The following is a 12,592-nucleotide window of genomic DNA, read 5'->3' as shown; positions in this document are numbered from 1 at the left end:
TCGTCATCGTCGCCATGGGGGCGGGACTTTTCGCGTGGGTTGTCACAGGCGGCAAGGCCGGTTCTCCGGTAACGACAGGCCTGGCACGGCATTTGCCTGGCATTTTATGGGCTTTCCGATCATCCCCGTCAAACGCACGGAACGCATGCTCGGCAGGTTCGGAAAGCGTCTGTTAACGGCTGTCGGACTAATCCGGAAAGATGACGGAAGGCTGATGTGAATGACGAATGCGATGCCTCGATTTGACGTGATCTGCGACCCGATGAATCAATGGATCGTCTGGGACCACGTCACGGAGTCGCCTGCGTCGTTCGGCGGACAGATCCTCGACGGGCTGGACGAGCAGGAGGCGGGCCGGCTCGCGGAAGTCATGAACGAGCTTCACGGAAGTCAGCAAGCACTTGCCGATCGCAACGGCAAGCGCTCGGTCCGCTAGGACGACCGTCCGTCAAACGGCGACCGGGGCATCGATCCGATCGTGCGACTGATATCCTACGACCTCGAAATCGTCGATCCGATAACCGTCGATCTCGTCGGGCTCGCGCCTCAGCACCAGCTTGGGAAAGGCCATGGGCTTGCGCGCAAGCTGCTCTTTGGCCTGATCGAGGTGGTTCAGGTAGAGATGCGTATCGCCTCCGACCCAGATGAGTTCACCCCGATCCATCTGCACCTGCTGGGCGACCATCGCAAGCAATGCTGCCTGCTGGCATATATTGAACGGCGCGCCGAGGAAAATATCGCAGGAGCGCTGGTTCACGAGCATGGAAAGCTGCGGCCGGCCGCTGCCGCGTTGCAGTCCGGCAACGTGAAACTGATAGGTCATATGGCACGGAGGAAGCGCCATCTGATCAATCTCGCCCACATTCCAGGCGTGGAACAGCATGCGCCGGCTCGTCGGATTGGTCTTGAGGCTATGGATGAGCGCGCCGATCTGATCGTGCTCCACCCCGTTCCGGTCAAGCCACCGCCTCCACTGCTTGCCGTAGACCGGTCCGAGATCGCCCCATTTCGCCGCGAAAGCGTCGTCTTCGAGAACACGCTTTTCGAACACGTCCTGGGATATCTCCTCGCCCGTCGCCTTGCGGTATGCAGCAAGCGGCCAGTCCGTCCATATCTTGACGTTTTCCTTAAGCAGCGACTGGATGTTCGTCTGCCCGGTCAAAAACCAGAGCATCTCCTTCACCGCCGTCTTCCAGAAGACCTTCTTGGTCGTAAACGCCGGGAAGCTGCCGTCCGAAAGATCGAAGCGCATCATCGCGCCGAACGTCGAAAGTGTGCCCTCGCCGGTGCGATCCATCCGCCGATCGCCCTTCTCCAGCAGATGGGACATGATGTCTAGATATTGATATTCAGGATGACGCAGCATCCGTGTCTCCCCGTGTGCGAGCATATGGTCGCGGTCGATTCCGTTTCCCAATTTAGGCGCTTCTGCCGCTGAAACCAACTGTGCGGAGGCTTATCCCGGCAATTCTCATGCTGCCTGCAACGGTTTTGTGACGTATCCCCTTTCCATGCGCTTCGGAAAACACTATATCAGCCTTGCCGGTTTTCGGACCGGCTATGGCGATAAATGAGCGGTGTAATAAACCTATTGGACCCGGGGGCGGTACCCGGCGCCTCCACCAAAAACAGCCGGTTCACGACTGCTTTTGATGGGGGCGAAACAGGATCGACAAGGGTGTAAAGATCGACTTTTTGCTCGGCATGATACCGCCGTTATCGGGTCACAAGTGTAGTTGCAAACGACAACAACGCTAAGGAATATGCTCTCGCTGCCTAACGGCGGTGCGGGAATTCCGCTCTAAGTCCTTTTGGTTAGCACCTTAAGGCGGGGTCCGAAGGCACCTGGCAACAGAAGCCTTCACCTTCTCCCTGCCGTCCAAATCATGTATTGTTTGTGAAGCTGACTCGGACACTTAGCCTTTCCCAAGGCCGCCGGACATGGCATATACCCTTGTGAAAAGACTTCCGAACCAAAGAAAGACAGGAAAAGTATGGGGCAGGACCACATCCGCTACGACATTCTGGCACAGGACGCGCTGCGTGGCGTGATCCGCAAGGTCTTGTCCGAAGTCGCAACGACGGGCCGCTTGCCCGGCGACCATCATTTCTTCATTACGTTTCTGACCGGCGCACCTGGCGTCCGCATCTCGCAGCATCTGAAATCCAAGTATCCGGAGCAGATGACCATCGTGATCCAGCACCAGTTCTGGGATCTGAAGATCACCGAATCGCTGTTCGAGATCGGCCTTTCCTTCTCCGACGTGCCCGAAAAGCTGGTCATCCCCTTCAATGCCATCCGTGGCTTCTATGACCCTTCGGTCAATTTTGAACTCGAATTCGACGTGCCGCTGACGGACGGCGAGGAAGTTCCCGCGGCCGAAATCACCGCCTATCCGGTCGCACCCGAAAAAGGCGAGGAACCGTCCGCGGCAAAACCCGCCGAGGGCGACGAGAAGAAGCCGGGATCCGTCGTCTCGCTCGACGCCTTCCGCAAGAAGCAGTAAATATCAAGGGAAGCAGACGCTTCCCTTTTTCATGTGCCCTTTTCCAGCCGGACGGAGGCAAGCCATGAGCGCAGAAATCGTTAATCTCCGCCAGTTCAAGAAGAAGCAGGCCCGTTCCGAAAAGGAAAAACAGGCCGAGCAGAATCGTATCCTTTTCGGCCGCACCAAGACCGAGAAGCAGCTGACCAAAGCGCTGAACGAGAAGGCCGAAAAAGCACACCGACAGGGCCGGATCGAAAAGGACGAAGGCGGCGAATGACGGCGCAGAGGGGCCGAAAAGAATCCGCAGTCAATCGCTTGGCGGTATTTCCTCCCTCAATCTGTCAACTCTGCGAAAACGGCCTGTGGAAGGCCCGATGATCCGCAAGCATTCCGCCAGCCTGCATGGACACCGCACTAGCTTCTCGCTGGAAGACGAATTCTGGGCCGAGCTGAAAGCGATCGCCACAGCCCGCGCCATTCCGCTTGCGGCCCTCATATCCGAAATCGACGACCGGCGAGAGCCGGAAAGCAACCTCTCCTCCGCGCTGCGGATCCATGTCTTGAGCTGGTTGAAAAATCGCAGCTAGAGCGAGCCTTTACTGCGGCAACGGCACGCCCGGCAAGGCATCGAAATTCAGCCGGTTGCCGGTTATCGGTGGCGGCTGGTTGAGCTGCTGCGCGCGCCGCGCCGCCTCCTCAGCAGCGGCGTTCGCCTCGGCCTCCGCCTTCGCCTTTGCTTCAGCCTCCGCTTTGGCCTTCGCCTCCGCCTCGGCCTTTTGCCGCGCAGCTTCCGCGGCAAGCGCGCGCAGGCGCTCCTCTTCGGCCTTGCGCTGGGCCTCGATCGCCGCGGCTCTTACGCGTTGCGCATCGTTGAACTTGTAAAGCGCCACCTCGCGCCGCAACCGCTGCTTTTCCAGGACGTTCGACTGCAGCCGCTCGACACGGCGGCGTTCGCGTTCGAATGCACGAAGCGACAGATATCCGGCGAGATCGGTTACATCCATCGTCCTGCCGGGCGATGCGAGCAATCCGGAATAGTTGAGCCGCAGCGCGGGCTCCGCGCCTGCAAGCGCTTCCTCGCCCGGATTGAGAGTGATGTTCAGGGATGCGTTGATGCGCTCCTGCGGCAGGCTGAGTTGCGCATTGCCGGTCACCTTGGCGAGTTCGTTGGCAACGGTGACGTTTTGCACGCGAAGCACGCCGTCGGTGATGTTGAACGGAATGCCCGTCGGCGGAAGTTTCGCCTCTCCATTGTTGAGCAGCGTTTCGACGATCGGATGTATCTTTCCGGCATTGAGCTGGTCCTGCATCGGATCCGTTGCAGCAAGTAGCGGCGGCAGGATCGCAAGGTTCAACCCGCGCACGGTGGTCTCGCCAAGCCGCAGCTCGCCGGAGCCCGTGAGCGAGCTCACGAGGTCCGTCATCGTCTTGCCGGAGGCTTCCATACCGAGAGAAAGCCCGAACTTGCCGTTCGCAACCGGCGCGCCGTCGCGCGGCCAGACGACGCCGGCAAGATCGGAATCGGACAGCGAAACTTTGGTTTGGAAGAAGCCGGTGCCCTCGGCATTGGTGAAAAGCAGGTTGCCGGAAAGCTGGCCGCCGTCCCAGCCGCCCTTCACATCGTTGAGCTGCAGTTCGTCGCCCTTGTAGACAGCATTGGTGGTGAAGCCGGTTACGGCTGCCGACCATCCCGGCCAGAATTCCTTAGCCGAAAACTTCAGGTTGACATCCATATCCTTGAACACCGGCTGCCCAAGTACTGCGGTCGAGAAGTCGCCCGTCGCAGCATCTGTCATCGGGCCATAGACGGCCTCGCCCAGCCAGGTCGCATCGGCGCGGTCAAGCGCAAGTTCGCCGCTCGCTGTCGTCCTGTCTGTCTTGCGATCGACCGTCAGCGCACCCGAAAACTGATTTTCGGCGGCATGACCCTTGAGGTCGGAGAAGACAATCTTGTCGCCATCGATGGTTGCCGTTGTTTGCAGCCCGAAAGGCAGCCCGGTTCCCATCTGCGGCAGCGCAATGCCGTTCATCACGAGATACGGATCGAGATCGGCGCTCTCGAGCGAGACGCCGATCTGGCCGTTCATGAAATTCCCGGGACGGACATCGACCTTGCCATTCGCAGTAAAGGACGTCCGGTCCGTCGCAAAGGTCAGCGATGCATCGGCCGGATCGGTACCGCTTGCCTGGACTTTCAGGGCGAGCCGGCCGTTGGCGTCAGCTTCGACCGGAAGCGGATCGAGGCCCGCCTGCCCGAACAGGATCGAAGTCGTTCTGTTTTCAAGCGTCGCCTCCAGATTGGTCGTGCCCTTGCCCGTCAGCGCCAACAGATCCGACATGCGGTAGTCGAGGTTCACGCGGCTTCCATTGGAAACGCCGGCAAGCGTCAGCGCAAGCCCGTCGCCCTCGTCGCCGCCAAGCGTCAGCGCACCGCGCAGCGCCGTGTTGGTGTACCAGGCGGCATTGCGCACCAGCCGGTCCATCACCGGATGCTGCGGCAAATGCTCCTTCAGCATCGTGAAGAAGGGTCCCGGATCGGCGGACTTCAAGGTGATCTCCCCCGAGCCCTTGTAATCGAGCAAGGAGCCTTCGGCCCGGCCGGTGGCGGTGATTTCGGCGCCTGCCAGATTTTTGGCGACCAGCTTGTCGACCGCAAGCGCCCCGTCAGCGATCGTAAAGCTGGTCTCGACATTCTCTGCCTCGACGCCGAAGGCGCTGAACTTATCCGCCTTCAGCTGTGCCGTAATCTTGTGGTCGAGCACATTTTCGCCTGCGTCCTGCCCCGTGAACAGGCCCGTCAGCGCCCTCAGCGCATCGAGGTCGATCGCATCGCCGGCAAGGTCGACGTTCAGCAGGGGCGGCTGGTTCTCCAGCGCCTGCCGTTCCAGCTTGCCCTTCAGCGTAGCGGGGCCGATGGCAATCTCCAGATTGTTGAAGCGCTGCTGCTGATGCGTCAGGCTGACATCGGCGGAAAAGCCCGCCTGCTTCAATTGACGGATCGCGGGGTCGACCGAACCCGCAAGCCAGGAGGCAAGCCCCGAGGGCTGATTGGAGGCAACGGTAATCTGCCCGTTGAAGGAAGGGTCGCCCCTAAGCGTCAGCTGGCCCTGGCCCTCCACCTGGGTGCGCCCAGGCAGCGTCCCGACGGCGTTGTCGATCGTCCAGCCGTTGCCGGCCGGCTGCAGATCGAGCTGCACGTCGCGGATGGTTGTGTCCCCGGCAACGATCGCCGGCAGCTTGACGCTCGCCTTGCCCTGCACCTGCGGCACGGGAATCTGGGCGATGATGCTGATCAGCGAATTGAGCCGCTGCCGGGCGGACAGGCCGGGATCGCGCGCGGTCTTGCCGCCTGCGCCCTGATTGCCGATCCTGTTCACATCGATCTGCTGGCCGTCGGCGATCAGCAGGAACTCGGGCGCGTTGCCGGTATCGAGCGTCGCCTCGCCGGTGATCACATAAGGATCGTCCACTGAGCCGATTTCCATCCGGTACTCGGAAAGCCGGATGCGCTCGTTGGTCAGTTCGAAGCGGCCCTTGAGGCGCGGCGGCAGTGCATTCTTGTCGTCGGATTTGGCTGCGCCACGGTTCTCGACCGCAGCCGACATGAGGCCCTGATAATTCGGCTTTCTGTCGGCCAGCTTCAGCTGACCATCGAGATCGATTTTGACCGGACGCTGATCGGGTATCAGCTGAGTCCTGACCTGCAGCGCCCCGGTTTCGTCGGGCTGTCCGCTGGAAATCAAAAAGCTGCCATGCTCGCCGTCGAGCGCCGCATCGCCTTCGATCCGCCAGGGGCCTGCCAGCGACCGGGCGGACATTTCCGCGTTCAGCCCCGTAATGCTGCGGGCGCGGCCCGACTGATCATCGATGAACTGCACGTCGCCGCCGGTGATATGCACGCTTTCCAGAACGACGGTCTTTGCAGGAATCTCCGGCCGGCTGCCGCGCATCCAATCGAGCGTGCCGTCCTTCAGCAGGCGCAGGCGCAGCTTCGGATTGACGACGCGCATATCGAAAATCAGCGCCTCGCCGGAAAGGAACGGCGCAAGTTCGGCATCCATGGCGAATTGCTCGATCTGCACGATCGGCTGGCCGTTGGATTCCTGCCCGACACGCACGTCATGCAGCGTTACCGACGGGAAAGGCAAAAGGCGCGCATCGACCGTGCCATGCACCGTCACCTTCTTGCCGATGATGCGGCTTGCCTGATCTTCGAAATTCCTGCGAAAGTCAGTCCAGTCGATGAAAAGCGGCGCGAGCAGTGCCACGAAGAGCACTACGACGATCACTCCCCCCAAAAAGACGAGGAACCGGCCCATCAAATCAAGCATTCTCCATTCGGGATTCCGTTGCCGACACTACTGTCATTCATGCCGGGAGCAAAGCCGAAGATCATGAGATTGTTCCGTTTTCAGACAAGATGAAAAATCTTGCCCGGATTGAAGATATTGTCAGGATCAAGCGCCTGCTTCACCAGCCGCATAAGATCGACGGCACCGCCGAGTTCCTGCTCGAGAAACGCCATCTTTCCCTGTCCTATTCCATGCTCTCCGGTGCACGTTCCATCCATCGCGAGAGCCCGCTGGTTGAGCCGCACCACGAAATTCTCCGCAACTGCGACACCTTCCGCCGTCTTGTCGTCGAAGAGGAGAAGCACGTGAAAATTGCCATCTCCCGCATGGCCGACGATCGGCGCCAGCAGACCATGTTCCTGGATATCGGCCTGCGTCTCGGCAACGCAATCGGCAAGCCGTGATATCGGAACACAAACATCGGTCGAAAGTGCGGCAAGCCCGGGCGCCAGCGCGCGGCAGGCCCAATAAGCATCGTGCCGTGCCTTCCAGAGCTTGCTGCGTTCCTCGGCGTTTGCCGTCCAAAGGAATTCGCCGCCACCGCATTCGGCCGCGATCTCGGCAAACTGCGCCGATTGAAGCTCGACGGTCTCGTCGCTTCCGTGGAATTCTAGGAAGAGCGTCGGGCTCTCGGCGTAAGTCAGACCCGAATAGGCGTTGCATGCCCGCATCTGCACGTCATCGAGCAATTCGATGCGCGCGACCGGAATGCCCATCTGGATTGTCATGATGACCGCGTCGCAGGCGGCTTTGATTGTCGGGAAGGAGCAAGCCCCGCCTGCGATCTTCTGGGGAATTCCCTGCAGCCGCAGCGTCACCGAGGTCAAAATCCCGAGCGTGCCTTCGGCGCCTACGAAAAGGCGCGTCAGGTCGTAACCCGCCGAGGATTTGCGCGCCCGGCGCGCGGTGCGGATTTCCTTGCCATTCGCCGTCACGGCCGTGACCGAGAGCACATTGTCCTTCATCGTGCCATAGCGCACGGCGTTGGTTCCGGACGCCCGCGTCGAAGCCATGCCGCCGATCGAGGCATTCGCGCCGGGGTCGATGGGAAAAAAAAGGCCGGTATCGCGGAGATAAACGTTCAGTTCCTCGCGTGTGATGCCCGGCTCGACGGTACAATCGAGGTCTTCGGCATTCACTTCGAGAACCCGGTTCATCCGGCTGAAGTCGATCGAAATCCCGCCGTTCGGGGCATTCACCTGCCCCTCCAGCGAAGAACCGGTGCCAAAGCCGATCACCGGCACCTGGTGTTCGGCACAGACCTTGACGGCGGCCCTCACGTCATCGGCTGTCTCGGCAAACAGCACACCGTCGGGCAACTGCGCCGGAATGTAGGTGGTCGTATGCGCATGCTGGGCGCGGAAGGATGAGCCGGTCTGGAAGCGCTCGCCGAAGCGCTGTTTCAAGATGCCGACGACCGCCGAAATGCCCTCCTCGTTGCGTTTTCCAGCCTTTGCATCGCTGAGCGCCATCCTGTTGATCTCCCATACTATCCGCCGTCACGGGCAGGTTGGTATGGGACAACGGATGGCGCCTGTCCAGTCAAGAGTCTCGTGAGATGGCTCAAACGAGCGGAGGATTGAGCCGAGCGAAGCCTTCCTGCCTCCTGTACGGGAAATACGGATAAGGCGCCGGCACCGCGCTGACCTTTTCGAGCCTTTCGACCTGCTCCTTCGTCAGCGACCAGCCGACGGCACCGAGGTTCTGGCGCAGTTGGTCTTCGTTGCGCGCCCCGATGATGACACTGGACACGGTTGGCCGGGCGGTCAGCCAGTTGATGGCGATCTGCGGCACTGTCTTGCCCGTCTCCGCGGCAATCTCATCGAGAATGTCAACAATGTTGAAGAGCATGTCGTCATCAACCGGCGGGCCGAATTCCGCTGTCTGGTGCAGCCGGCTTCCTTCCGGTAGCGGCTGGCCGCGGCGGATCCGGCCGGTCAACCTTCCCCAGGCAAGAGGGCTCCAGACAAGCGCACCCACGCCTTGGTCGGCAGCGAGCGGCATCAGCTCCCATTCGTAGTCCCGGCCCGCGAGCGAATAATAGACCTGATGGGCTACGTATCGCGCGTAGCCGTGCCGCTGCGAGACGGCGAGCGATTTCATCAGCTCCCAGCCGGCGAAATTCGACGCGCCGATATAGCGGAGCTTTCCGGCAGCAATGAGTCGATCGAGCGTCGAAAGCATCTCCTCGACGGGGGTCGAGGCATCAAAAGCATGCAGTTGCAGCAAATCGATATAATCTGTGCCGAGGCGGCGAAGCGCGTCATCGACGGATTTGATCAGCCGCGAGCGCGAGGTTCCCCAATCTGCCGGCCCGTCCCCCATCGGCAAGGCCATCTTCGTGGAGATGAGCACGGCGTCGCGCTTGCCGCCGATCGCCTGCCCCAGAACCTCCTCCGATGCGCCCGCCGAATAGACGTCGGCGGTATCGAAGAGATTGACGCCTGCCTCGAGGCAGATATCGACGAGACGCCGCGCCTGCGAAACGTCGGTATTGCCCCATGCGCCGAACAATGGGCCGCTGCCGCCGAAGGTGCCTGCGCCGAAACTCAAGACCGGCACCCTGAGGCCGGATGCACCGAGATTTCTGTATTCCATGGACTGTCTCCTGTTGTCTTGAGGAGAGATAGACACTCACTAACGCGCGATATAGATTGCCAGCCAGAAAGTCATTTGTGATTTGAATTCATCATGAGCCGTCAGGACATCAATCGCTCCGGCGAAATGGACGTCTTCGTGCGCGCCGTCGAACTCGGCGGCTTTACCGCTGCGGCGACCGCCTGCCGAATGACGCCGTCGGCCGTCAGCAAACTCATCGCCCGCCTCGAAGCCCGGCTTGGCACACGTCTCATCAACCGCTCGACGCGGCGCCTGCAACTGACGCCGGAAGGCTGCGCGTTCTACGAAAGAAGCGTCTCCATCCTCGCCGATATCGCCGAAGCCGAGCGCTACGCTTCAGCAGGCGAACAGGCGGCCGGGCCGATCCGTATCAATACAAGCGCGTCCTTCGGCAATCATGTGCTCGCCCCGCTCATACCATCCTTCATGGCGCTTCATCCGGCCGTGACGCTCGACATTTCCTACACCGACAAGATCGTCGATCTCATGGAGGAGCGCGCCGACGTCGCAATCCGCGCCGGACCGCTGAAGAATTCCAGCCTGATCGCCCGCAAGCTCGGTGCGGCCCGCAAGTTCATTGTCGCCTCGCCGGACTACCTTGGCCGCCATGGTGAACCGAAGTCGATTGCCGATCTCCAACGGCACTGCCGCGTCGGCTTTTCTTATTCCCGCGCCATCGGCGGCTGGCCGCTACTTGATCAAGACGACACGGTGCTTTTGCCGGTGACGCCGGGCATTCAGATCGGCGACGGTGAAGGGATGCGCCACCTGGCACTTTCCGGCGCCGGCCTCGCGCGCCTTGCCGTCTTCACCGTCCGCGCCGATATCGCCGCAGGAAGACTGGTATCTGTCCTTGAAGATCTGAACCCGGGCGACCTTGAGGAATTCTATGCCGTCTATATCGGCCAAGGCGGTCCGCTGCCCGCCCGCGTCCGCGCACTGCTCGATTTTCTCGCAGCCAACGTTCGCCTCTAGGCCGAGCCTGCCCCTGCCGCAACGCTGCTATTCGGCTGGCGCGTGCCAGGCGGAATTTTCGCCAAGCTGGCCATATTTCGCAATTGCGGCCGGCTGAACCTGCCCATATACCGGCGATAGATTTCCGGCTGCTGCCGCCGGTCCTTATGTTGCTGCCGATGAATTTCTATGCCGTTCACCGCGGCCCATCGGTCGGAAAAGACAGGCGTTCGATGCCGTTTAAAGCCACAAGCCGAGCCATACGAGAAGCCAGCCTGCCGAGATGGGTTCTGCTGCTTAGCCTCTCCACCGCTCTCGTTGTCGTTCTTGAACTTTTCGCCCTGCCGGCATCGCTGCTCGTTGGGCCGATGATCGCAGCGATCTTTCTCGCCTTGGTGATCGGCAAGGGCCAGATGCGCGTACCCTACTGGCCCTTGCAATTCGGGCAGGCTCTGGTCGGTCTGATGATGGCGCGCGCCATCACGCCGGACATTCTCGCCACGATGGCCAAGGATGCACCGCTCTTCATGCTGGTCATCGTCTCGGTGATCGCCATCGCAGGCGTGCTCGGTTATCTCCTGACCCGGCTGCAGGTGCTGCCCGGCACCACAGCCGTCTGGGGCTCCTCCCCCGGCGGCGCCTCGGCCATGGTCATCATGTCGGAGGCCTATGGCGCCGATGCCCGCCTTGTCGCCTTCATGCAGTATCTGCGCGTCGTCTTCGTCTGCGTTGCCGCTTCCGGCGTCTCGCGTCTCTGGGTCGACGCCGAGGGCGAGCTGCCACCGCTCGTTCTCTTCCCGCCGATCGACTGGCCGGCATTTGCCGCGACTGTGCTGCTTGCCTGTTGTTGCGTCTATGCCGCCTTCCGTTTCCGCGTCCAGGGTGGCACCATCATCCTGCCGCTTCTCGCAGGCTCTCTGTTGCAGGGTTTCGACCTCCTGACGATCGAGCTGCCGATGTGGCTGCTCGCGATCAGCTATGCCCTGATCGGCTGGAGCATCGGACTGCGCTTCACCCGTTCGATCCTGAAGCATGTTGCCCGCGCTCTGCCGCGCGTCTCCGCCTCCATCCTGCTTTTGATGTCGATCTGCGGGCTGATGGCCGTGGCCCTGCACATGTTCGCGGGCATCGATCCGCTGACAGCCTATCTCGCGACCAGCCCTGGCGGTGCGGATTCGGTTGCCATCATCGCCGCCTCTAGCGATGTCGACTTGCCCTTCGTCATGGCGATGCAGGTGGGGCGGTTTGTGGTGATCCTGTTTACCGGGCCGATGCTCGCGCGCTTCATCGCGCGGCGGAGCGGCCTGGCTGAAAACCCCGCCTGAGCGCGGCCCACTGGCCGGGCGTCATGCCGTAGGCTTTCTTGAAATGCCGGTTCAGGTGGCTCTGATCCGCAAAGCCGGTGGCAAAGGCGACGTCCGATAGCTCGCCGCCCTCGCCGATCATCGTCCGTGCCTGCTGCAGCCGCCGCATCAAAAGATAGCGATGGGGACTGGTCGCGAATGCGGCCCGGAAATGCCGCGACAATGTAAAGCGGTCGAGTCCTGTTAACGATTCAAGCTCGCCGGAACGCACCGTTCGCGTCGCATGGGCTTCAAGGTAATCGCGGGCGCAACGGGCCTGGTTCCAGGCTATACTGGCGGGCAGCCTGCGCAATGCATTCGCGTGCCTTACAAGCCCGTCGGCTATGCGCATCAGGAAATCGTCGACGAAAAGCTCGTCAAGCTCTCCATCGAGGTCGGTCAGTGCGCCAAGCAGGACGTCGGCAAGAACCGCATCGCTGATAACGGGCTGATCGACAAAAGGCAGCCCGAGTTTCTCGGCTTCCAGGCATTCGGCAAGCAGCGCGGGCTCCAGGTAGAGAATGCGGTATTGCAGCCCGTCATCGGTGCCCGCCCCGCCGTCATGCACCTCATCTGGATGCAACACGATCACCTGACCGGGCATGCTGAAGCGCCTTTCGCCGCGATACGAGAAGGTCTGCACGCCCTTCAGCGTCACTCCGAGCGCATAGGTGTCGTGCCGGTGCGGCTCAAAGGCATTTCCGCTGAATTTCGCCTCGATGCGCTCGATGCCGGGAAAGGCTGGCGCGGCCACAATGCCGTCGCCGCCCGTTGGCACGCACAAACGTTCAAGACCTTCGAAAACCTGCGGCGTTACATCCTGGCTCAACGCGAC

11 protein-coding genes and 1 other RNA gene are annotated in these 12,592 nt (G+C 61.3%); 7 read left to right on the top strand and 5 right to left on the bottom strand.

Translation table 11 applies throughout. The features are described 5' to 3' along the window. The first annotated feature begins 220 nt into the window (after positions 1-220). Positions 221-436: a hypothetical protein gene (locus A3C3_RS0109735; RefSeq protein ID WP_022714416.1), complete on the top strand. Its 216-nt coding sequence runs from the start codon at positions 221-223 to the stop codon at positions 434-436. A 12-nt stretch (positions 437-448) separates the two neighbouring features. On the opposite strand, the gene thyA is transcribed toward A3C3_RS0109735, so the two are convergent. Then, entirely contained in the window at positions 449-1,366 is a 918-nt protein-coding gene (gene thyA / locus A3C3_RS0109730) for a thymidylate synthase (protein WP_022714415.1), read from the bottom strand. A gap of 136 nt (positions 1,367-1,502) precedes the next feature. Here thyA and ssrA point away from each other — a divergent pair. The 4 genes from ssrA (at position 1,503) to A3C3_RS0109715 (ending at position 3,076) form a co-directional block, all read left to right on the top strand. Further along, positions 1,503-1,866: a transfer-messenger RNA gene (gene ssrA, locus A3C3_RS43465) on the top strand. A gap of 128 nt (positions 1,867-1,994) precedes the next feature. Beyond that, positions 1,995-2,507: an SspB family protein gene (locus A3C3_RS0109725; protein WP_022714414.1), complete on the top strand. Its 513-nt coding sequence runs from the start codon at positions 1,995-1,997 to the stop codon at positions 2,505-2,507. Between the two features lie 64 nt (positions 2,508-2,571). Then, the gene (locus A3C3_RS0109720; RefSeq protein ID WP_022714413.1) at positions 2,572-2,766 is read left to right on the top strand and encodes a DUF4169 family protein; all 195 of its coding nucleotides are present in this window, start codon (positions 2,572-2,574) and stop codon (positions 2,764-2,766) included. A gap of 97 nt (positions 2,767-2,863) precedes the next feature. Next, the gene (locus A3C3_RS0109715) at positions 2,864-3,076 is read left to right on the top strand and encodes a ribbon-helix-helix domain-containing protein (protein WP_022714412.1); all 213 of its coding nucleotides are present in this window, start codon (positions 2,864-2,866) and stop codon (positions 3,074-3,076) included. 9 nt (positions 3,077-3,085) lie between these two features. On the opposite strand, the gene A3C3_RS0109710 is transcribed toward A3C3_RS0109715, so the two are convergent. From A3C3_RS0109710 to A3C3_RS0109700, 3 genes are all read right to left on the bottom strand, one after another. Beyond that, positions 3,086-6,811, bottom strand: coding sequence for an AsmA family protein (locus A3C3_RS0109710; protein ID WP_022714411.1), 3,726 nt, complete (start codon positions 6,809-6,811; stop codon positions 3,086-3,088). A gap of 89 nt (positions 6,812-6,900) precedes the next feature. Further along, a complete protein-coding gene (locus tag A3C3_RS0109705) occupies positions 6,901-8,313 on the bottom strand; it encodes an FAD-binding oxidoreductase (RefSeq protein WP_022714410.1) in 1,413 nt (470 codons plus the stop codon). Between the two features lie 91 nt (positions 8,314-8,404). Next, positions 8,405-9,439 (bottom strand): aldo/keto reductase, encoded by a 1,035-nt coding sequence (locus tag A3C3_RS0109700; RefSeq protein ID WP_022714409.1) that lies wholly within the window; start codon positions 9,437-9,439, stop codon positions 8,405-8,407. 93 nt (positions 9,440-9,532) lie between these two features. On the opposite strand from A3C3_RS0109700, the gene A3C3_RS0109695 reads away from it, so the two are divergent. Both A3C3_RS0109695 and A3C3_RS0109690 read left to right on the top strand, forming a co-directional pair. Next, positions 9,533-10,435: a LysR family transcriptional regulator gene (locus A3C3_RS0109695; protein ID WP_022714408.1), complete on the top strand. Its 903-nt coding sequence runs from the start codon at positions 9,533-9,535 to the stop codon at positions 10,433-10,435. Between the two features lie 212 nt (positions 10,436-10,647). After that, complete coding sequence (locus tag A3C3_RS0109690) at positions 10,648-11,739, top strand: AbrB family transcriptional regulator (RefSeq protein ID WP_028739528.1); 1,092 nt, start codon at positions 10,648-10,650, stop codon at positions 11,737-11,739. Here A3C3_RS0109690 and A3C3_RS0109685 read toward each other — a convergent pair. Next, positions 11,699-12,586 carry an AraC family transcriptional regulator gene (locus A3C3_RS0109685; RefSeq protein WP_022714406.1) on the bottom strand — a complete coding sequence of 296 codons (888 nt, stop codon included), beginning with the start codon at positions 12,584-12,586 and terminating at the stop codon, positions 11,699-11,701. The two genes, A3C3_RS0109690 and A3C3_RS0109685, sit on opposite strands and share 41 nt — an antisense overlap. Between the last annotated feature and the right edge of the window lie 6 nt (positions 12,587-12,592).

Source organism: Rhizobium mongolense USDA 1844 (genome assembly GCF_000419765.1).
Lineage (GTDB): Bacteria > Pseudomonadota > Alphaproteobacteria > Rhizobiales > Rhizobiaceae > Rhizobium > Rhizobium mongolense.
This window is presented reverse-complemented; position numbering and strand designations above follow the sequence as displayed.